Source organism: Bradyrhizobium sp. USDA 4486, assembly GCF_054057995.1.
In genome coordinates this window covers 7,288,070-7,309,316 of sequence record NZ_JBSRZV010000001.1, presented here as the reverse complement: position 1 = coordinate 7,309,316, position 21,247 = coordinate 7,288,070, and the positions used below count along the sequence as shown (strand labels likewise).

The 21,247-nt window shown below is 64.9% G+C and carries 13 protein-coding genes and 1 pseudogene; 9 read left to right on the top strand and 5 right to left on the bottom strand.

Annotated features, from left to right (window positions below; translation table 11 throughout):
• Positions 1–158: 158 nt before the first annotated feature.
• The 3 genes and pseudogenes from ACVWY3_RS34535 to ACVWY3_RS34525 all read left to right on the top strand — a co-directional run.
• Complete coding sequence (locus ACVWY3_RS34535) at positions 159–1,049, top strand: N-formylglutamate amidohydrolase (protein ID WP_456842438.1); 891 nt, start codon at positions 159–161, stop codon at positions 1,047–1,049.
• Between the two features lie 525 nt (positions 1,050–1,574).
• Positions 1,575–2,357: a histidinol-phosphatase gene (gene hisN / locus ACVWY3_RS34530; protein WP_027562920.1), complete on the top strand. Its 783-nt coding sequence runs from the start codon at positions 1,575–1,577 to the stop codon at positions 2,355–2,357.
• Between the two features lie 68 nt (positions 2,358–2,425).
• Positions 2,426–2,560: pseudogene (locus tag ACVWY3_RS34525) on the top strand (tripartite tricarboxylate transporter substrate binding protein); the annotation flags it as partial.
• A 64-nt stretch (positions 2,561–2,624) separates the two neighbouring features.
• On the opposite strand, the gene ACVWY3_RS34520 reads toward ACVWY3_RS34525, so the two are convergent.
• Complete coding sequence (locus tag ACVWY3_RS34520) at positions 2,625–3,515, bottom strand: LysR substrate-binding domain-containing protein (protein ID WP_456842437.1); 891 nt, start codon at positions 3,513–3,515, stop codon at positions 2,625–2,627.
• A 95-nt stretch (positions 3,516–3,610) separates the two neighbouring features.
• Here ACVWY3_RS34520 and ACVWY3_RS34515 point away from each other — a divergent pair, with 95 nt between their 5' ends.
• Positions 3,611–4,363 (top strand): sulfite exporter TauE/SafE family protein, encoded by a 753-nt coding sequence (locus tag ACVWY3_RS34515; protein WP_456842436.1) that lies wholly within the window; start codon positions 3,611–3,613, stop codon positions 4,361–4,363.
• Between the two features lie 7 nt (positions 4,364–4,370).
• Here ACVWY3_RS34515 and ACVWY3_RS34510 read toward each other — a convergent pair whose 3' ends face one another.
• On the bottom strand, positions 4,371–5,003 hold the full coding sequence (locus ACVWY3_RS34510; protein WP_456842435.1) for a LysE family translocator: 633 nt from the start codon (positions 5,001–5,003) through the stop codon (positions 4,371–4,373).
• Positions 5,004–5,223: 220 nt separating this feature from the next.
• Between ACVWY3_RS34510 and ACVWY3_RS34505 the strand changes: the two genes are divergently transcribed.
• Entirely contained in the window at positions 5,224–7,020 is a 1,797-nt protein-coding gene (locus ACVWY3_RS34505) for an adenylate/guanylate cyclase domain-containing protein (RefSeq protein WP_456842434.1), read from the top strand.
• 193 nt (positions 7,021–7,213) lie between these two features.
• Positions 7,214–9,997, top strand: a complete 2,784-nt coding sequence (locus tag ACVWY3_RS34500; protein ID WP_456842433.1) for a di-heme-cytochrome C peroxidase — start codon at positions 7,214–7,216, stop codon at positions 9,995–9,997.
• Between the two features lie 42 nt (positions 9,998–10,039).
• On the opposite strand, the gene ACVWY3_RS34495 is transcribed toward ACVWY3_RS34500, so the two are convergent.
• Positions 10,040–11,047: a KpsF/GutQ family sugar-phosphate isomerase gene (locus ACVWY3_RS34495; RefSeq protein WP_456842432.1), complete on the bottom strand. Its 1,008-nt coding sequence runs from the start codon at positions 11,045–11,047 to the stop codon at positions 10,040–10,042.
• A gap of 192 nt (positions 11,048–11,239) precedes the next feature.
• Between ACVWY3_RS34495 and ACVWY3_RS34490 the strand changes: the two genes are divergently transcribed.
• Together ACVWY3_RS34490 and ACVWY3_RS34485 are read left to right on the top strand one after the other, a co-directional pair.
• Positions 11,240–13,009 carry an outer membrane beta-barrel protein gene (locus tag ACVWY3_RS34490; RefSeq protein ID WP_456842431.1) on the top strand — a complete coding sequence of 590 codons (1,770 nt, stop codon included), beginning with the start codon at positions 11,240–11,242 and terminating at the stop codon, positions 13,007–13,009.
• 12 nt (positions 13,010–13,021) lie between these two features.
• Positions 13,022–13,288, top strand: a complete 267-nt coding sequence (locus ACVWY3_RS34485) for a hypothetical protein (RefSeq protein WP_456842430.1) — start codon at positions 13,022–13,024, stop codon at positions 13,286–13,288.
• Positions 13,289–13,451: 163 nt separating this feature from the next.
• Here the strand turns inward: ACVWY3_RS34485 and ACVWY3_RS34480 are convergent, their stop codons facing one another.
• Together ACVWY3_RS34480 and gltB are read right to left on the bottom strand one after the other, a co-directional pair.
• On the bottom strand, positions 13,452–14,903 hold the full coding sequence (locus ACVWY3_RS34480; protein WP_456842429.1) for a glutamate synthase subunit beta: 1,452 nt from the start codon (positions 14,901–14,903) through the stop codon (positions 13,452–13,454).
• 142 nt (positions 14,904–15,045) lie between these two features.
• On the bottom strand, positions 15,046–19,779 hold the full coding sequence (gene gltB, locus ACVWY3_RS34475; RefSeq protein WP_456842428.1) for a glutamate synthase large subunit: 4,734 nt from the start codon (positions 19,777–19,779) through the stop codon (positions 15,046–15,048).
• Between the two features lie 492 nt (positions 19,780–20,271).
• Between gltB and ACVWY3_RS34470 the strand changes: the two genes are divergently transcribed.
• Positions 20,272–21,018 (top strand): hypothetical protein, encoded by a 747-nt coding sequence (locus ACVWY3_RS34470; RefSeq protein ID WP_456842427.1) that lies wholly within the window; start codon positions 20,272–20,274, stop codon positions 21,016–21,018.
• Positions 21,019–21,247 lie beyond the last annotated feature (229 nt).

The following is a 21,247-nucleotide window of genomic DNA, read 5'->3' as shown; positions in this document are numbered from 1 at the left end:
CTGCACGGTTAAGACAAGTTCCAGTGCCCGTCACATCTTTTCGCTTGGCAGAATGGTTGCGATTCCGGACAATGGCGACACATAAGAGCCGTTCGACCGGCCGAATCATTCGATCCGGGGGCCCCGGATCGTGCGGCGAAGGGACGAAGCCTGAGAAGATGACGCGGTTTGACGGCGAGGTGTCGCCAGCCTTCGAGATCGTGGAGCCCGCCGAGTGGCGCGCGCCAATCATCTTCAACTCGCCCCATTCCGGCTCGACCTATCCGGACGAATTCCTGACAGCCTCGCGGATTGATCTGCCGACGCTGCGGCGGTCCGAAGATTCCTTCATGGACGAGCTGATCGGCCATTTGAGCGCGCGCGGCTTTCCGACCGTGCGGGTCAACTTTCCCCGCTCCTATGTCGACGTCAATCGCGAGCCCTATGAGCTCGATCCCCGCATGTTCACCGGGCGCCTGCCGAGCTTCGCCAACACCCGCTCGATGCGGGTCGCGGGTGGTCTCGGGACCATTCCGCGCGTGGTCGGCGACGGCCAGGAAATCTACCGCGACCGCATCCTGGTCGACGATGCGCTGGCGCGGATCGAGACGCTGTACAAGCCCTATCATCGCGCGCTGCGGCGGCTGATCAACAAGGTGCACCAGATGTTCGGCACCGTGGTGCTGGTCGATTGCCACTCGATGCCGTCGGTTGGCGTCAGCAGGGACGAGCCGCGCCGGCCCGACGTCGTGATCGGCGACCGCTACGGCACCAGCTGCACGCCGCTGCTGCCGGACCGGGTCGAGGAGACCTTGGGCGGGCTCGGCTATTCGATCGGCCGCAACAAGCCCTACGCCGGCGGCTTCATCACCGAGCATTACGGCAACCCCGCAAGCGGCCTGCACGCCGTGCAGCTTGAGCTCAACCGCGCGATCTACATGGACGAGCGGCATCGCGAGCGCGGTCCGCGCTTTGCGCAAGTCGCGTCCGATTTCGGTGTGCTTGCCGACGTGCTGGCGACGACGATCCCGTTCGGCGATCTCGGCCCGTTCCAGGCCGCAGCGGAATAGACGACAGCTTGTCTCGAACGATCGCACCGCGCGCGATTGGCGCGAACGCGTTTTCGCTTCGCGGCCCAGCGCGCGCGAAAATGAAAACGGCGGCGACAAGAAAAAAGGGCCGCTTCTGATGAAGAAGCGGCCCAAGTCTAGGGAGGAAACGCCCAAGGAGGGCAGCGGTAACGCGAAGCGCTACCGCACCGCAACAATATGCGGCCGCGCCGCACAAAGTGCAAGGGCTTTTGAGCCATTTCCCATGCAATATGCACATGGCTCAATTGCTCTAAGAGAAACCCAGATTCAGTTTGTTTAATAAGGAAATTCAATGGGTTGATAGTTGTTTGCATACGAACAAGGCATATTCGGAACTAAGTTTTCAACTCCGTGATCGATATTTGGCCAGGATATGACTGAGCTGAGGCAGTCATCCGCGGCATTCAAAATACCAGGGGCCAAATCAAGACAGCGCTGCACGCGGCAGGCGAATTGAGCTAGCTAGAGGCGAGCTTCATCCGACTTTCGCTTCGAGGATACGCCGTGACGGTGATCGACTTCTCCGCCTTCATCGGACGGCTCGCCACCGCCTCCGGCGAGACCATCTTGCCGTTCTTCCGCACCTCGCTGTCGATCGACGACAAGAGCAAGACCAAGGATTTTGATCCCGTCACCGAAGCCGACCGCGCCGCGGAAGCGGTGATGCGGCGGCTGATCAAGGCGAGCTTCCCCCAGCACGGCATCGTCGGCGAGGAATTCGGCAACGAGCGCGAGGATGCCGACTACGTCTGGGTGCTCGACCCCATCGACGGCACGAAGTCGTTCATCGGCGGCTTTCCGATCTGGGGCACGCTGATCGCGCTGCTGCACAAGGGCACGCCGGTCTACGGCATGATGCACCAGCCCTTCATCGGCGAGCGTTTTTCCGGCGACAACGGCTCGGCCAATTATAAAGGGCCCTCCGGCGAGCGCCGGCTCCAGGTCCGCCGCTGCGCCTCGCTGTCGGAGGCGACCACCTACACCACCTCTCCGCTGCTGATGAACGAGCGCGACCGTGCCATTTTCGGCCGGATCGAGCAGGGCGCGCGGCTGTCGCGCTATGGCGGCGATTGCTACTCCTATTGCATGCTGGCGGCCGGTCATGTCGACCTCGTGGTCGAGACCGAGCTGAAGCCCTACGACATCGCGGCCCTGATCCCGATAGTGACCGGCGCCGGCGGCGTCGTCACCACCTGGGAAGGCAAGCCGGCGCAAGGCGGCGGCCGCATCGTTGCCGCCGGCGACGCCAGAGTTCATGAAGAAGCCTTGAGGCTGCTCAACCAATGACAAACGTGAGCAGGAGGCTTGCATGACCATCTCGCGCAGGCCGCTGGTTGAATTTGTTTCTTGGACTGGTGAAGGAAAAGCTCAGCCAGCAAGGCGCGACGCTCGTTGGTGATGAGCCGGAACATTTCCGGCAGTTCATCGCCGATGAGACCAGGAAGTGGGCGCAGGTGATCAAGGACGCGCGCGTCGAGACGGCGAAGTAAGTGGCTCTGTTGCCGCACCGTCATGGCCGGGCTTGTCCCGGCATGACGAGTTTGCTCAATCACCTCACACCGCCGCCGCGCGCAGATGCTCCACCAGCATCTTCGCCGGGCGCGGCAGTGCCTTGAAGCTGCGCGCGCAGATCACGAGGCGGCGATTGGCCCATGCATCGCGCAGGCGGACCATGGCGAGCGGCATCAGCTTGGCGCAGCGGCGGGCGGCGGATTCCGGCACCAGTGCGACGCCGACATCGGCGGCGACCATCTGGCAGATCGCATCGAAATCGCGCAAGCGCGCGCGGAAATGCGGGCGCATGCCGAGCCGCGCGGCGTGCTTGGAAATATGCATCTGGAGCGCCGTGGCGCTGGTGAGCCCGACGAACTCGCAAGAGCTCGCCTCCTGGAAATCGATCTGGCGGCGGCCGGCGAACGGACCGCGTTTGGACGTCACCAGCGTCAAACGATCCTCGCTGAACGGGAAGCGTTCGATATGATCGGGCAGCGCGTGCTCGGCGGCGAAGCCGAGCTCGGCGGCGCCTGCGGTGATGGCCGCCGCAATGTCGGTGCTTTCACGCTCCTCGATGTCGATGGCGACATCGCGATGCTCGCGCAGGAAGCCGGCGAGCGCCTTCGGCAGATGCTCCGACAGGCCCGACGTGTTGGCGAGGAGGTGCACGCTGGCGCGCACGCCGCTGGCAAAGCCGGCGAGATCGCCGCGCATGGCGTCGATCTGGTGAATGACGAGCCGTGCGTGGTCGAGCAGGCTCTCGCCCGCCGCGGTCAATTCGACGCCGCGGCGCCCGCGCTTGAGCAGCGCGACGCCCAACGCATCCTCGAGCCCCTTGATGCGCGCGCTGGCGGAGGCCAACGCCAGATGCGAGCGCTCGGCGCCGCGGGTGATGCTGCGCTGGTCGGCGACGGCGATGAAGAGCTGGAGATCGACGAGATCGAAGCGCACTCTTGTTTCCTCCAAGCTAGCCTTCGTCACGTACGAAGGCTGTCTCCGGAACCTCCAGATTGTGCCGGGATGCAGCTTCGGTCAATGTGCCCGCTATGATCGACCCCCTTCTCATTGCCGTTGCCGCCGTCTTCCTGATCGCCGGATTCGTCAAGGGCGTGGTCGGGCTCGGCCTGCCGACCGTGTCCATGGGCCTGCTCGCGGTGAGCACGGCGCCCAGCCGGGCGATCGCCATCGTCATCGTGCCCGCCATTGTCACCAACATCTGGCAGACTTTTGTCGGCCCCCATTTGCGCGACATCCTGAGACGGCTGTGGCCGCTGATGATCGGCACCGTGATCGGCTGCTGGCTCAATGCGGGCGCGCTGACCGGCCCCCATGCGCGCTACGGCACCGTGGTGCTCGGCGTCCTGCTGGTGATCTACGCTGTCATCGGCCTCAGCAAATTCAAGTTTCACGTCGCCCCTGAGAACGAGAAATGGGTCGGCGGCGTGGTCGGTGTGATCACCGGTGTGATCTCGGCCTCGACCGGCGTGCAGGTGATCCCCTCGATGCCGTTCATGCAGGCGATCGGCATGGAGAAGGACGAACTGGTGCAGGCGCTCGGCGTGTTCTTCACCACCGCGACGCTGGCGCTCGCCTTCAATCTCACTGCCGGCGGATTGCTGACGCCGGCCAATGCGGTGCCGAGCGCCATCGCGATGGCCATGGCCTTTGCTGGCATGTTCATCGGCCAGTCAGTCCGGGCGCGGATGCCGGCCGAAGCGTTTCGCCGCTGGTTTTTGATCGCGATGATCCTGCTCGGCCTTTATCTGGCTGGCAGTGCGCTGGCGAAGGAGTTCGTCTAGACGCGCGTTACCGCGTCTCCAGCATGGCGACGCGGATGCCGAGATAGATGAAGAGGCCGCCGAGCGCGCGGTTGACCCAGGCGATCGCGCCTTCGGAGCTGCGCAAGCGATGCGCGGCCTTGGCCGCAAACGCGGCCAGCACCAGGCACCACAGCGTTCCCGTCGAGATGAAGATCAGGCCGAGCGTCAGGAAGGCGAGCGGCTTGTGCGGCGCGTCAGCCGCGACGAATTGCGGCAGGAAGGCCAGGAAGAACAGCGCGACCTTGGGATTGAGCGCGTTGGTGAAGACGCCCTGGAGGAACACCCGCCGCAGCGAGCTCCGCGCCGGCTCGTCGATGGCCGGCGCCAGCACCGGGCGCGACCACAGCATCTGAAGCCCGGTGACGATGAGATAGGCCGCGCCGACCAGCTTCAGGATCGAGAACGCGGTGGACGAGGCCATCAGCAGGGCCGAAAGGCCGATCGCGGCGCCCGCGACGTGGAAAAAGCAGCCGCAGCTGATGCCGAGTGCGGCCGCGGCGCCGCCCCGCCAGCCCATCTGCATGCTGCGGCCGATCACATAGACGGTATCCGGCCCCGGCGCGATGTTGAGCAATATGCCCGACAGGATGAAGAGCCAGATCTCGTGAATACCCAGCATGTGAGGTGCCCTGCCCGGCCGCCTGCCGAAGGATTTGGGCTTAGTCGGTTCGCCCGCCCCCGTCCACCACCGGCATGCGTCAAATTTACCTCGAATTTGCAATGCGGATCATACTTTCGCTCGGCCGCATCTGCTCTATAAAGGCAGGGTTCTTGAAATGCGGGATTCGAGGCGACTGCCACGCCGTGGCCGGTCCCCGATCCCTTGGAGCTCCGGGGCTATGGAAAGACGTCTGGCCGCCATCGTCTGCGCCGATGTCGCCGGCTATTCGCGCATGATGGGCAGCGACGAGGCCGGCACCCATGCCGCCTTCAAAGCCCATCGCAGCGCGATTCACCCCATTATCCTCAATCACGGCGGCCGCGTCGTCAAAAACACCGGCGACGGCTTCCTGCTGGAATTCCCCTCCATCGTCGGCGCCACCGAGGCGGCGATCGCGATGCAAACGCTGATGGCGGAGCGCAACCACCATCTGCCAGCCGACCGCGCCATGCAGTTCCGGCTCGGCATCCACATGGGGGATGTCATCGCCGACGAGGACGAGGTCTTCGGCGACGACGTCAATATCGCCGTCCGCCTCGAAGCGGTGGCGAGCCCCGGCGGCTTCGCGATCTCGGCCAAGGCCTACCGGGAGGCGAGCAAGCATCTTCAGGTGCCGCTGACCGATGCCGGCAACCATCGCTTCAAGAATATCAAGGACTCGGTCGGGGTCTTCACCTGGACGCCCGAGAACGCACCGGCGCTCGTCCCCGAGCTGCGGGAGGCGTCCGTCCTGTCGCAGCAGTACCGCACCGCGATCGTCGGCGTGCTGCCCTTCGCCAATCTCAGCGACGCCCAGGACGAATATTTCTCCGACGGCCTGACCGAGGATCTGATCCACGCGCTGGCGCTGCAATCGTTCTATCGCGTGCTGAGCCGCAACTCGACCTTCGCCTTCAAGGGCAAGAATGCCTCGACCCGCCTGATCGCGCGCGAGATCGACGCCACCTATCTGATCCAGGGTTCGGTGCGGCGCGCCGGCGCAAAGATCCGCGTCACCGCCGAGCTGATCGCGCCGGAGACCGGAGAGCAGCTCTGGACCGGCCGCTACGACCGCGACATCGGCGACCTCTTCGCGATGCAGGACGAGATCACCACAAATCTGTCCGCCGCCATCGCCACCGAGATCGTTCGCGCCGAAGCCTCGGCGCCGGCACGGCCCTCCGCCGACGTGACCGCGTGGGACCGCTTCCTCAAGGGACTGTCGCATTACTACCGGCAGACCAAGGAGGACCTCGCCACCGCCGTTGACCTGTTCCGGGAGGCGATCAGGCTCGATCCCAAATTGTCGATCGCGCATGCTTATCTCGCCACGATCCAGATCCAGAGCATCCAGTTCGGCTGGGTCAAGGGCACGCGCGAGATGTGGGCCGAGGCGATGAACCTCGCCGAGACCAGCGTCCGGCTCGATCCGCGCTCCTCCTTTGCGTTCTCGATCCTGACCTGGGCGCACGCGTTGGAGGGTCATCACGAGGCGGCCATGGACGCCGCCAAGCGCGCGGTCGCGCTCAATCCCTACGACATGGGCGCACGCGGCGTGCTCGGCATCTGCCATTTCATGGTCGGCGAGCACCGCGAGGCGATCGAGCTGTTCTCGATGGCCGCGCAACGCGACAACAGCGACCCGCGCTACCAATGGGCGGCATTGAACGCGTTCAGCCATTATCTGTTGCGCCAATATGACGCGACGCTGTCATGGGCGCGCGAGCAGCTCTACATCAACCCGAATCACATGCAGGCGCTGGCGATCCGGGCCGCCGCATTGGCGCAGCTCGGACGAAGCGACGAGGCTAGCGAAGCCGCCCGCGTGCTGATGACAAATTATCCGACGCTGAACGTCGACAGGCACTTGCGCAACTTCCACTGGAAGCGGCCCGAGGACATCGCCCATTATCGCGAGGGACTGCTGAAGGCCGGCGTGCCGCTTGGCAAGCTGACGCTGGTCCAGAGCGACGTCAAACGCGCCGCTGAATCCTGAAAGGCAGGCGGCGGCCTCCTGCGATCCCCTCCGTCTTTTCGGTGACGCTCGCACCTGCCCTTGTTGACACGACAGTGAATTCGGACACACTTCGCTACACGCTGAAGTAGTATAGTGCGCTGCCGGTTTGTTAGGACTTTTCGCGCTTTATCGGCGCGTCATTTCACGATTCGCTGTTTTCAGGATTTGGGCCATGCACGACCCTGTTTCGAAGCCGCCCTTTGCCCCCTCAATCCCAGTCTCGCCAGACAATCCTTGCCCATTCCTGCGCGGCCTCGTCGGCGAAGGTTTTGTCGATGGCGGGACCGTCCTGCTCAACACGCTGTCGCAGACCATCGCGAATGCGAGCGGCGAGAACGGACTGAAGAAGATCTGGGCCCGCATCCAGGTCCGCGGCGTTGCGACCATCGCCAACGGTTTCAGTCACATCCTGAAAAGCATCTGGTCCGGCCCGCAGCTCGACGCGCTGCGTGGCGGCCCGCTGGATAAGCTGGGCGCCGGCTCGCGCATTCTCGGCGTCGATGGTAAGGTCAACGAGGACGAGATCGCGCGCCTCCAGAGCTTCGGCCGGACCTACACCGACCCGAACACCGGCGTCAGCGAGCCCGGCCTCAACGCCGCGGAAATCAAGACCTTCATGCATGACAATCTCAAGCGCGCCGGCAGCGCCGCGCGCTGGTACTACCCGGTGCTGATGCAGTTCGAATGGCCCGTGCTGCTGAAGATCATGGGCAAGGGCAAGGTCGACGGCAAGAAGGCAGAGCTCTATCTCAGCGTCGCCGACGTGCGCACGCTGTTCAACGAGCGCAAATTCCCCGTCAGGATCACCCAGCGGATCGTGTCACAGCCGCTGCTGTCGGCCTGCGCGCTCAGGTTTCGCTGGGCCCTCGGGATCGTGGGGCTCTTCCTCGCCGCCGCTCTCGTCGCGCTCGTTGCGGTCGCCGAATTCCCCAACCAGGTTCGCGCCATGCTGCCGCAGAAGGGAATCCTGGCGCAGCTCCTGCCGCCGCCCCTGCCCGCGGTACCCGAAACCAAGGCCGCTTTCTGGCTGGAGCAAAATTGGTCGCTGAAGGACCGGCACTGGTTTCACCATGCGAGCCAGGGCACTGCGACCTTCCCGGTACCCTATGACTGGTTCGTGGCGTTGGAGCAGCCGCGGCTGCATCTGTTCTCGAAGCCGGGCATGATCAAGGACAGCGCCTATCTCGAAAGCTTCGGCTTCATCCCAAGCCCGCAATCGGTCCAGACCGACGCGACGACGCTGCGCCGCTTCGGCTACGCCAACGTCTATGACACGACGCAGGTGCCGGACTGGTCGACGAGATGGACGCCGGCCGAGAACGTCGACGGCCTGCCGGTCGGCTTCGCGCGGATGACCGGCGTCGTCGATCCCGCGAGCGGACGACGCGAGGAGGACAAGATCGGGCTGACCTGCGCCGCCTGCCACACCGGCCAGATCCATTACCAGGGCATCGACGTGCGCTTCGACGGCGGCCCGGCCATGACCGACCTGAAGAAGCTCGAACTCGCCACCGGCCTGTCGATCGCCTACACGCTGTACGTCCCGTTCCGCTTCGACCGCTTCGCCGATCGCGTGCTCGGCACTGAAGCCGGCAAGGCGGATCGCGACGCGCTCAAGCAGAAGCTCAGCGCGATCGGCAAGTTCCTGATCGGCTGGCAGGACACGTACAACGAGACGATCGAAGGCAAGAAGACCTGGAACGGCAGGCAGCAGAAGGACACCGAGGAAGGCTTCGGCCGCCTCGACGCCCTCAATCGCATCGGCAACCAGGTCTTTTCGCAGGATCTCACGTTGAGCGGGGTCAGGGGATTCGAGAAGAACCTGCACGCCCAGGACGCGCCGGTGAGCTATCCCCCGATCTGGACCGTGCCGTGGTTCAAGTTCGCCCAATACGACGCCTCGATCGAGCAGCCGCTGATCCGCAACGCCGGCGAAGCGCTCGGCGTGACGGCGCTGCTCAACCTGTCTGACGCCTATCCGGACGACCGGATTTGGCGCTCCTCGGTTCACGTCAACACGCTCGGCTGGATCGAGGACATGCTGAGGGGTCCCGATCCCTTCAAGTCGCCCGATCCCGCCACCGGTCCGAAATTCGGCGGCCTGCTGTCGCCGAAATGGCCCTCGCAGATACTCGGCGATGCCTGGAGGATCGACAGGGACAAGGTCGAGAAGGGCCGCAAGATCTACGCCGAGATGTGTGCCGGATGCCATCTGCCGGCGATCGACACCCCGGCGTTCTGGTCGTCAAAACGTTGGGAGCCGAGCGGCGACAGCAAGGTGCTGAACGCGGTCACGATTCCCCTCAAGGAGATCAACACCGACCCCGAGCAGACACTCGTGCTCAGCAACAGGATCATCGATGTCCCCGGCTTCCTGAAGGTGAATACGGCGGACCTGCAGACATGGTGGCAATGCGAGGTCCCGACCGCGAGCACCTCGCCCAACGAGATGGTCTATGCGCTCGGGTTGATGACAGTGGTGGACCTCGTCGCCCGCAAATGGATGGACGACGAGAAGCTATCGGACGCCGAGCGGGCGAAGCTGTGGAATCTCGCGCGCAAGAACTGCCTCAATCCGGCGGGGGGAGCGCGCTATCGCGCGCGCCCGCTGAACGGCATCTGGGCGACGGCGCCCTACCTGCACAACGGCTCGGTGCCTTCGCTGTACTGGCTGCTGAAGCCGCAGAACGAGCGCCCGATCAAATTCTGCATGGGCCGCCGCGACTATGATCCCGTGGCCGTCGGTTTCGCCGTCACCGCCGACGAGCGCTGCAAGACAGGCGAAACGCAGTTCTCCATGACCGGACCCGACGGCAAGCCGATCCAGGGCAACAGCGTGCTCGGCCATTCATTCGAGCTCAGGGACGGCGAGCCGCGACGCGACGGCGTGATCGGCCGCATGTTCAAGGACGACGACGAGCGCTACGAGCTGATCGAGTATCTGAAGACGCTGTGAGCTGATGTGCCCGGGCTTGTCCCGCGCCCGGTGGCGGTAGGACTACGCCACGCCCGCCCGCAAGAGGTCGTGCAGATGCACGATGCCGACCACCTCGTCCGCGTCGGTCACGATCAGTGTCGTGATCTTGCTTGTGTTCAGCACCTCGATCATCTCGGTGGCGAGCATCGAGGGCGGCACGGTCTTCGGCTGCCTGGTCATGATCTCGTCGACCGACGCCGTCAGCAGATCGGGGCGCATGTGACGGCGCAGGTCGCCATCGGTGATGATGCCCGCGATCCCGCCGGCCTCATCGACGATGCAGACGCAGCCGAGGCCCTTGGCCGACATCTCGACCACCGCATCCGACATCTTGGTGCCGAGCGGCTTTAACGGAATCTCGGCGCCCGTGCGCATGTAGTCGCGGACGAATTTCAGCATCGCGCCCAGCTTGCCTCCGGGATGGAAATGCGCGAACTCCAGCGCGGTGAAGCCACGGCCTTCGAGCAGCGCGATCGCGATGGCATCGCCGATCGCGACCTGCATCATGGTCGAGGTGGTCGGCGCCAGATTGTGCGGGCAGGCCTCGCGCGCCTTCGGCAGCTCGATCACGATGTCGGCGGCCTGGCCCAGCGAGGACATGGCGTTCGACGTCACCGCGATCATGGGAATGGCAAAGCGGGCCGAATAGTTCACCAGCGTCTTCATCTCCGGCTGCTCGCCGGACCAGGACAGCGCCATGATGACGTCGTCCGCGGTGATCATGCCTAGGTCGCCATGGGCGGCTTCCGCGGTGTGAACGAAAAAGGCGGGCGTGCCGGTCGAGGCCAGTGTCGCCGCGATCTTGCGCGCCATGTGGCCGGACTTGCCGAGCCCGGTGACGATGACGCGGCCCTTGGCGTTGCGGATTAGATCGACCGCCTTGGCGAAGGTCACCCCCAACGGGCCGCGCAGCGCTGCAGCGAGCGCGGTGATGCCGCCGCTCTCCGTCTCCAGCGTGCGGAGCGCGGATTCGACGCTATCAGGAATGGGGCCGGATGATTGGGTCATCAGCGGTTTCGAACTCTGCATGATCAGGTCCCGGGAGGTGGGGCGTTCGCCCGTTGGCGCCTGCTTAGCACGCTCGGGCGGGTGAGGCGACGCGGCCGCAAATGCCCTCAACCGGTCATTAACCATAATTGTTTTAAGTCCATTAACGATGGTTCCCGCCAGCGGGTGGGAGGCCATCATGAAAGTACTTGATTTCGTTGGGGTTATTCCATCGTGGGGTCGTCTCCAGGCATGCGCCGGAGCAAACGCGCGCAATTGCTGCGTGCGGCTTTGCCGTGCCTTGTCCCGTGCCTTGCGCTGACGGCCCTCGGAAGCAGCCCGGCGACCGCCCAGAGCCTCACGCCCGACCTGTTCAATCCCAATCGCGGCGGCTTCGCCTCGCCCGACACGCTGCCGACCCGCCGCACGGCGGGCGTGCCGCAGGCCCCCTCGGACGCGTTGCCGACGCTGCCCGATCCCGGTGCCGATCCGCGCAAGCGCCAGCAGGCGCCGACGACTTCGCGCCTCGGCCAAAACACAGCCGGTCAGGTCCCGACCTACGGTCTGCCCGCCGCCAATGGCGCAAGCAGCTCCGGCTACGACTCGCTCAACCGCAAACGGCAGCAGCCAAAGCTCTATCCCGGCCAGGCCAAGCCCAAGCGCCCGCTCGGGCCCGGCTCGCCGCCACCGCCCGCAACGCCGGTGACGACGCTCGGCCCGCCGCGCATCGCGCCGCCGCCGTCCGAGACCGCGCACAAGACACCGGTCGCCCCGGCGATGGCCGGCATCGTGCCCGGACAGCCGCTGCGCCGCCGCCTCAAAGCCGATGACGATGCGTTCGGCGCGGTCGGCGATTATGCCGGCAGCTTCCTGATCAAGGGCGGGCTTGAGCTCTCCGCCGGCTACGACACCAATCCGGCGCGCCTGAACAAGCCGGTCGGCTCGCCGGCCTATGTCGTCGCGCCTGACCTCCTCGTGATCTCCGACTGGGAGCGCCACGCATTGGTCGCTGACCTGCGCGGCTCGTTCTCGGGCTACACCAACAACATGCCGGCGACGATCAACGGCTTTGCCTCGCCCTCGCCGGTCGACATCGACCGGCCCGATTTCACCGGCCATGTCGACGGCCGCCTCGACGTCGACCGCGATCTCAAGCTGACCTCGCAGCTGCGCCTGCGGCTCGCCACCGACAATCCCGGCAGCCCGAACGTGCAGGCCGGCCTGCAGAAATATCCGGTCTATGCCAGCTATGGCACGACGATCGGCTTCGACCAGACCTTCAACCGCTTCCAGGTCGCCGCCGGCGCCACCGTCGACCGCACCGCCTACACGGATTCAAAGCTCACCGACGGCTCGACCTCTGGCAATAACGACCGCGACTTCAACCAATATGGCGGCGTCGGGCGCTTCTCCTACGAGCTGAAGCCGGGCCTCAAACCCTTCGTCGAAATTGAGGGCGACACCCGCGTCCACGATCAGGCCGCCGACCGCAACGGCTACTTGCGCGATTCAAACGGCGGCTATGCCAAGGTCGGCTCGTCCTTTGAGTTCTCGCGCATTCTCACGGGAGAGATCTCGGTCGGCTACTCCGCGCGCAACTATGTCGACCCGCGCCTCAGCCAGCTCTCGGGCTTCCTCACCGCGGGCTCGCTGATCTGGTATGCGAGCGGTCTCACCACGGTCAAATTCTTCACCGACACGCAGATCAACGAGACCACGGTCCCCGGCTCATCCGGCGTGCTCGTGCACACCTATGCCGCCGAAGTCGACCACGACTTCCGCCGCTGGCTCACCGCCATCGGCAAGTTCACCTACGGCACGTACGACTACCAGAACCAGGGCCGCAACGACAAAACCTACTCGCTCGAAGGCAACCTGATCTACAAGCTCAACCGCAACCTCTGGGTCAAGGGCACGCTGCGTCACGACATCCTGGATTCGAACCAGCCGGGATCGAGCTCGCAGGGGACGGTGGTGATGCTGGGGGTGAGGCTGCAGAATTGAGGAGAAGCCGCCATGGCAGCTCGAATTACTTTGGATATCAATTCGGCGTGTGAATTCGAGCTATGGCTCAATCCCAAAGGCCGAGACCTTCTGGTCAAGGAACTGCTGGCCCTCAGTGAGACCAACGAGCATTTTCACTTGATGCCAAGTGATGTAGCATCGGACGTCGAAGTTTCGACGCGTCCTTATCGGCCAACCGACAAACTTCTCGAATACGGTAAGGTGATGTTCCGGCTTGACGAGTGGGATGCGAAGCATTTTCCACACGTCTTGGACTGAGACCCACTGCTGTCGCCACCCACTCGGCTGTCATGCCCCCCGCTTGACCGGGGCATCCAGTACGCCGCGGCTTATCCGTATACGTTTGACGTCGCTGGAATGCTGGATCGCCCGGTCAAGCCGGGCGATGACACTTTTCGTAAATTTGGCAGCGGAACGAAAACTACCGCGGCAGATCCGTCTTCCCCATCAGGAACGTGTCGATCGACCTTGCGCACAGCCGGCCTTCGCGGATCGCCCACACCACCAGCGATTGGCCGCGGCGCATGTCGCCGGCGGAGAACACGTTCGGGCGGGAGGTCTGGTAGTCGAGCGTGTTGGCCTTGACGTTGCCGCGCGCGTCGAGCTCGACCGCGAGCTGCTTGAGCAGGCCCTCGTGCACGGGGTGCACGAAGCCCATGGCGAGCAGGACGAGCTCGGCGTCGAGCTCGAACTCGGTGCCGGCAATCGGCTTGAACTTGTCGTCGACGCGGACACAGTGCAGCTTCTTGACCTTGCCGTTCTCACCCGAGAACTTCTGGGTCAGCACGGCGTATTCCCGGACCGCGCCTTCGGCCTGGCTGGAGGAGGTGCGCATCTTTACCGGCCAGTTCGGCCAGGTCAGGCCCTTGTTCTCGCGCTCGGGGGGAGCGGGCATGATCTCGAGCTGGGTCACCGACAGCGCGCCCTGGCGCAGCGAGGTGCCGATGCAGTCGCTTCCGGTGTCGCCGCCGCCGATGACGACGACATGCTTGCCGCCGGCCAAAATCTCCCGGACACCGCCCAGCGGCTCATTGGAGACGCGGCGGTTCTGCTGCGGCAGGAAATCCATGGCGTAGTGGATGCCGTCGAGCTCGCGGCCGGGGATCGGCAGATCGCGCGGGGCTTCCGCGCCGCCGGTCAGGGCGATCGCGTCATACTCGTTGAGCATCTCGCGCGGATCGACATTGCCCTCGGCGCCGACATGACTGTTGTAGTGGAAGGTGACGCCTTCGTCTTCCATCTGCTTGACGCGGCGGTCGATGATGCCCTTCTCCATCTTGAAATCGGGAATGCCGTAACGCAAGAGGCCGCCGGCCTTGGCGTACTTCTCGAACAGATGCACGTCGTGGCCGGCGCGCGCGAGCTGCTGCGCGCAGGCCATGCCGGCCGGACCCGAGCCGATCACGGCGACCTTCTTGCCGGTCTTCGCGGCGGCGACCTCAGGCTTCAGCCAGCCATTGTCCCAGGCGCGGTCGACGATCGCGCATTCGATCGTCTTGATGGTGACGGGGTTGTCGTCGATGTTGAGCGTGCAGGACGCTTCGCACGGCGCCGGGCAGATGCGCCCGGTGAACTCGGGGAAATTGTTGGTCGAGTGCAGGTTGCGCGAAGCTTCTTCCCAATTGCCCTGATAGACGAGGTCGTTCCAGTCGGGGATCTGGTTGTTGACCGGGCAGCCGGGCGTGCCGGGCGCGACCGAGCCGGTGCCGTGGCAATAGGGAATGCCGCAATTCATGCAGCGCGCGGCCTGGTCGCGCACTTCCTTCTCGCTCAGGGGAACGACGAACTCTTTGTAATGCTTCACGCGCTCGGCGACCGGGGTGTACTTGCGGTCATGCCGTTCGATTTCGAGAAAACCCGTGATCTTGCCCATTAAACCCGAAGTCCCTGCCGCTTAGTTTTCTTTTCCGTCGTTCCGGGATGCGCGCGCCGCGCGCAGACCCGGAACCTGGAGGTTATCTTTGCGAGATTCCGGGTTCGCGCTTTGCGCGCCCCGGAATGACGCGAGGTAAGAATTACGCCCCGATCGCGATCTTCGGCTCGGCGTCCGCGTTGGCGGCCATCTCGCGCAGCGCGCGCCGGTACTCGACCGGCATCACCTTGCGGAATTTGGGCAGCCAGTCCTTCCAATTGGCAAGGATCTCGGCGGCGCGCCTGGAGCCGGTCGCTTTCGCATGGCGCGTGATCAGGACATGCAGACGCTCGACGTCGGAATCGAGCAGGTTCTGGAACACGTCGACCCGGCCGTGCGCTTCGAGGTCACCGGCGTGATTGTAGGTGCCGGCGTTGATCAGCTCTTCCGACAGGACCGGCTCGAGCTCGACCATGCTGAGGTTGCACAGCTTGTCGAAGTCGCCGGCCTCGTCCAGCACATAGGCGATGCCGCCCGACATGCCGGCCGCGAAATTGCGTCCGGTCTTGCCGAGCACGACCACGATGCCGCCAGTCATGTATTCGCAGCAATGATCGCCCGCGCCCTCGACCACGGCGACCGCGCCCGAGTTGCGTACGGCGAAGCGCTCGCCGGCGATGCCGCGGAAGTAGCACTCACCCTCGATCGCGCCGTACATCACGGTGTTACCGACGATGATGCTCTCTTCCGGCACGATGCCGCCGTTCCGCGGCGGCTTGACGATGATCTTGCCGCCGGAGAGACCCTTGCCGACATAGTCGTTGGCTTCGCCCTCGAGCTCGAAGGTGACGCCGTGCGCGAGCCAGGCGCCGAAGGCCTGACCGGCGGTGCCCTTGAGGCTGACATGGATCGTGTCGTGCGGAAGACCCGCATGGCCGTAGATCTTGGCGACCGCGCCCGAAAGCATGGCGCCGGCGGAGCGGTTGGTGCTATTGATCGTGGCCTCGATCTTCACGGGCGCGCCGCGGTCGAGCGCGGGCTGCGCCTTCTCGATCAGCGTGCGGTCGAGCACCGCCTCCAGATGATGGTTCTGGCGCTCGGAGTGATAGATCTTCTGGCCCTTCTCTTCCTTCTGCTTGACGAAGAGCTTCGAGAAATCGAGGCCCTTGGCCTTCCAGTGCGCGACCAGCTTGGTCTGATCGAGCAGCTGAACCTGGCCGACCATCTCGTTGAAGGTGCGGAAGCCGAGCGAAGCCATGATCTCGCGGACTTCCTCCGCGACGAAGAAGAAGTAGTTGATCACGTGCTCGGGCTGGCCGGTGAAGCGCTTGCGCAGGACAGGGTCCTGGGTCGCGACGCCGACCGGGCAGGTGTTGAGATGGCACTTGCGCATCATGATGCAGCCGGCCGCGATCAAGGGCGCGGTGGCGAAGCCGAACTCGTCGGCCCCGAGCAGCGCGCCGATCACGACGTCACGGCCGGTGCGGAAACCACCATCGACCTGCACCACGATGCGGCTGCGCAGCCGCTCGCGCACCAGGGTCTGGTGGGTTTCGGCAAGCCCGATCTCCCAGGGCGAGCCGGCGTGCTTGATCGAGGTCAGCGGCGAAGCGCCGGTGCCGCCCTCGAAGCCCGCGATGGTGACATGGTCGGCGCGCGCCTTGGCGACGCCCGCCGCGACCGTGCCGACGCCGATCTCGGAGACGAGCTTGACCGAGACGTCGCCTGCCGGGTTGACGTTCTTGAGGTCGTAGATGAGCTGCGCGAGGTCCTCGATCGAATAGATGTCGTGGTGCGGCGGCGGCGAGATCAGGCCGACCCCCGGGGTCGAGTGACGCACCTTGGCGATGGTCGCGTCGACCTTGTGGCCAGGCAGCTGGCCGCCTTCGCCGGGCTTGGCCCCCTGCGCCATCTTGATCTGCATCATGTCGGAGTTGACGAGATACTCCGTGGTGACGCCGAAGCGGCCCGAGGCGACCTGCTTGATCGCCGAGCGCATGGAGTCGCCGTTCGGCATCGGCTTGAAGCGGTCGGCTTCCTCCCCGCCTTCACCGGTGTTCGACTTGCCGCCGATCCGGTTCATGGCGATCGCCAGCGTGGTGTGCGCCTCGCGCGAGATCGAGCCGAAGCTCATCGCACCGGTGGCAAAACGCTTGACGATCTCCTTGGCCGGCTCGACCTGGTCGAGCGGCACCGGCTTGCGCTTCTCCTCCTCGGCGTTCTTGATCCGGAACAGGCCGCGCAGCGTCAGCAGGCGCTCCGACTGCTCGTTGAGGATCTTCGCGAAGGCGCGGTAGCGCTCCTGCGAATTGCCGCGCGCGGCGTGCTGGAGCAGCGACACCGACTCGGCGGTCCAGGCATGGTCCTCGCCGCGACTGCGATAGGCATATTCGCCGCCAACATCGAGCGAGGTCTTGTAGACCTGCGCCTCGCCGAACGCGTCGGCATGGCGGCGCACGGCCTCTTCGGCGATCTCGGCAAGGCCGACGCCTTCGACACGGGTGTGGGTACCCGCAAAGAACTTCGACACGAAGTCCGCCTTGAGGCCGACGGCGTCGAAGATCTGCGCGCCGCAATAGGACTGGTAGGTCGAGATGCCCATCTTGGACATCACCTTGAGCAGGCCCTTGCCGATCGACTTGATGTAGCGCTTGACGATCTCGTAGTCGTCGAGCGAGCCGGGCAGGCGGTCCTTCATCGCGATGATGGTCTCGAACGCGAGGTAAGGATTGATCGCTTCGGCACCGTAGCCGGCAAGGCACGCGAAATGATGCACTTCGCGCGGCTCGCCGGATTCGACGACGAGGCCGACTGAGGTGCGCAGGCCGGTGCGGATCAAATGATGATGCACGGCGGCACAGGCCAGCAGCGAGGGGATCGGCACGCGGTCGGTGCCGACCATGCGGTCGGACAGGATGATGATGTTGACGCCCTCGCGCACCGCGCTTTCCGCGCGCGCGCAGAGCTCGTCCAGCACCTGATCCATGCCGGCCGCGCCGAGACCGGCGTGGAAGGTGGTGTCCAGCGTGCGCGACTTGAAGTGCGATTCGGCGACGTCCGAGATCGAACGGATCTTTTCGAGATCCGCATCGGTCAGGATCGGCTGGCGCACTTCGAGGCGCTTGGTCGTGGCCATGCCCTGCAGGTCGAACAGGTTCGGCCGTGGCCCGATAATCGAGACGAGGCTCATCACCAGCTCCTCGCGGATCGGATCGATCGGCGGGTTGGTGACCTGCGCGAAGTTTTGCTTGAAATAGGTGAACAGCGGCTTGGCCTTATGCGACAGCGCCGAGATCGGCGTGTCGTTGCCCATCGAGCCGGCTGCCTCCTCACCGGTGGCCGCCATTGGCGTCATCAGGATGGTGATGTCTTCCTGGCTGTAGCCGAACGCCTGCTGGCGATCGAGCAGCGACAGGTTCGAGCGCACGCCGGTGGTCGGCACCTTCGGCAGCTCTTCAAGCACGATCTGAGTCCGCTCCAGCCACTCCTTGTATGGATGACTCTTGGCGAGCTCGGCCTTGATCTCGTCGTCCGGGATCAGGCGGCCCTGCTCGAGGTCGACCAGCAGCATCTTGCCCGGCTGCAGGCGCCACTTGGTGATGATCTGGTCCTCGGGGATCGTCAGCACGCCCATCTCGGACGCCATCACGATGCGGTCGTCCTTGGTGACGAGATAGCGCGCCGGCCGCAGGCCGTTGCGGTCGAGCGTCGCGCCGATCTGGCGGCCGTCGGTAAAGGCGATCGCGGCGGGGCCGTCCCACGGCTCCATCAGCGCGGCATGATATTCGTAGAAGGCGCGGCGCTTCTCATCCATCAGCGGATTGCCGGCCCACGCCTCCGGAATCATCATCATGACGGCATGCGGCAGCGAGTAACCGCCCTGCACCAGGAATTCGAGCGCGTTGTCGAAGCAGGCGGTGTCGGACTGGCCCTCGTAAGAGATCGGCCAGAGCCGGTTGATGTCCTTGCCGTAGAGTTCGGAGCTCACCGAAGCCTGGCGCGCCGCCATCCAGTTGACGTTGCCGCGCAGCGTGTTGATCTCGCCGTTATGCGCGATCATGCGGTACGGATGCGCCAGCGACCAGGCCGGGAAGGTGTTGGTCGAGAAGCGCTGATGCACCAGCGCGAGCGCGCTCTCGAAGTCCGCCTCGTGCAAATCGGGATAGTACTTGCCGAGCTGGTCGGCGAGGAACATGCCCTTGTAGATCACGGTGCGGCAGGACATCGAGCAGGGATAGTAGCCGGCAAGGCCGCGGTCGCGGCGCTGGTAGATCGCCTGCGAGATCGACTTGCGCAGGATGTAGAGCCGGCGCTCGAACTCGTCCTCCGTCTTGGCGACGCCGTTGCGGCCGATGAACACCTGCATGCAGGCGGGCTCGGTCGGCTTTACGGTGGCGCCGAGCGAGGAATTGTCGGTCGGCACGTCGCGCCAGCCGAGCAGGGTCAGACCCTCTTCCTTGATCTGGTCGGCGATGATGCTCTTGATGACATTGCGCCAGGCGGTGTCGCGGGGCATGAACAGCGCACCGATAGCGTATTCACCGGGCGCCGGCAGCGCGAAGCCGAGTTCCTTGGCCTTGCGGCCGAAGAAGGCGTGCGGGATCTGCACCAGGATGCCGGCACCGTCACCGGCGCGCGGGTCGGCGCCGACCGCGCCGCGATGCTCGAGATTGCAGAGGATGCTCAGCGCGTCCGAGACGATCTCGTGCGACTTCTTGCCCTTGATATTGGCGATGAAGCCGACGCCGCAGGAATCCTTCTCCAGGCTCGGATCGTAGAGGCCTTCGGCGGCCGGACGGGAGTTGTGCGCCTGAATCGGATCGGCCGGTTTCGAGGCGACCGTCGCCGACAGCTGTTCTGCCACGATGTTTGCGCGCTCGAATTGCGACCCGTTCATTGTTCCTGTCCTCTCCGTGCGGCAAGCTGCCTCACCGCCATCTTCGGCGCACCTTGGGCGTTCCGCGGCACCCGCCTCTGGGTCACCGCTCGTCCGCTAGCGAGCCGCATTTTCTTAAATTCAGGCCTAGGCGTTCTACGTCCCCGAGAACGGCTTTGCCTGGTACCTTCCTGGCGCTCGAAAGTGCCAGCTTTCGCTGCAATCCCTGTGCCGGAACCGCAGGCAAAATTGAGACAGTCTTCCTGTCCTAACCATCACCTTGCCAAATTTTTGTCTAGCACACAAGCGCGCGGAAGTCCCGATTCCCGATAAGTCAATCAATCGCTTTCCGAAAGTTGCGCGGCCCCGGTTTTGAAGCAAACGCGCCCTGATCCGGCCCAAGCCGCGCCGAAATCCCCATTGAAGCTTCGGACCAGCTCTTCGAAAGCCGCGCCACGCCGCAAAGAAGCGAAAGAGCGCGAGCATCGGGGGCCTGACAGGAGCGTGTCGACCATGAAGTTTTTCACAGGATGTGTGGCCGCCGCCGCGCTGGCGCTGGCCGCGACCGGGACGCAAGCGCAGGTTCCGGCGAACGGAATCGGCGGCAGGGGCATGACCGCCGTGTCGGATTTCGACGGGCCTTACGCCCCGCCGCCACCGCCACCGCGTTACGGCTATGGCTACCGCTATGAGGAGCGCGGGCCGGCCCCCGCCCTGCTGCCCGCCACCGAGGTCTACGCGGTGCTGCGCGAGAACGGCTTCTCGCCGCTCGGCATCCCGCGCCTGCGCGGCAGCGTCTACACCATCGCGGTGATCGACCGCCGCGGCGACGACGGCCGGCTCGTGATCGACGCCCGCGACGGCAGGATCATCCGCTTCATGCCGGCTGCCGATGCCTATGGCATGGCGCCTGCGTATGACGAACCCGCGGTGACACCTTACCGTCCGCAAAGTGCGCTGCCGCCGCCGATCATGGTCCGCGGTGGCCCGCCGCGTCCGCCCGCCCCGATTCCTCATGTCGCCAGCCGCACAGTGCCGCTGCCCAAAGCCGCCCCGCAGCGCGCCGAGGCGCCGGTCGCAGCAGTGAAGCCGGCTGAGCCGGTGACGCAGCAGGCCCAGCCCGCGCAACAGACGGCGGCCGTGCAGGCGAGGCCTGCTGAAGCGGCGCCGCAAGCCGCCGCGCCAGCCGTGGGGCAAGCCAAGCCAGCTCCTACCATTCTGCCGACACAGGAGATGCCTGCCGCGCAGGGGCTAGATTAGCGCTGCGCGTTTGATGAAGGGGATGACCACACAAACGGTGTCGTCCCTGCGAACGCAGGGGATCCATACCGCGTGATCTATCGGTGGGGATGAGGCGCGAGTACCGAACCAATAGTCTTCGCCAAACTGCTCCCTGGGGTTATGGGCCCCTGCGTTCGCAGGGACGACAGCGGGGAGAGAGTTGGGCAAAACAAAAAGGCGCCCGAGAATCTCGGGCCGCTTTTGCGAT

Coding starts and splice junctions, on each gene's coding strand:
- ACVWY3_RS34510 (WP_456842435.1), bottom strand. CDS start 5,003: ATGCTGGGTATTCACGAGATCTGGCTCTTCATCCTGTCGGGCATATTG.
- ACVWY3_RS34495 (WP_456842432.1), bottom strand. CDS start 11,047: ATGCAGAGTTCGAAACCGCTGATGACCCAATCATCCGGCCCCATTCCT.
- ACVWY3_RS34480 (WP_456842429.1), bottom strand. CDS start 14,903: ATGGGCAAGATCACGGGTTTTCTCGAAATCGAACGGCATGACCGCAAG.
- ACVWY3_RS34485 (WP_456842430.1), top strand. CDS start 13,022: ATGGCAGCTCGAATTACTTTGGATATCAATTCGGCGTGTGAATTCGAG.
- gltB (WP_456842428.1), bottom strand. CDS start 19,779: ATGAACGGGTCGCAATTCGAGCGCGCAAACATCGTGGCAGAACAGCTG.
- ACVWY3_RS34535 (WP_456842438.1), top strand. CDS start 159: ATGACGCGGTTTGACGGCGAGGTGTCGCCAGCCTTCGAGATCGTGGAG.
- ACVWY3_RS34470 (WP_456842427.1), top strand. CDS start 20,272: ATGAAGTTTTTCACAGGATGTGTGGCCGCCGCCGCGCTGGCGCTGGCC.
- ACVWY3_RS34515 (WP_456842436.1), top strand. CDS start 3,611: ATGATCGACCCCCTTCTCATTGCCGTTGCCGCCGTCTTCCTGATCGCC.
- ACVWY3_RS34500 (WP_456842433.1), top strand. CDS start 7,214: ATGCACGACCCTGTTTCGAAGCCGCCCTTTGCCCCCTCAATCCCAGTC.
- ACVWY3_RS34505 (WP_456842434.1), top strand. CDS start 5,224: ATGGAAAGACGTCTGGCCGCCATCGTCTGCGCCGATGTCGCCGGCTAT.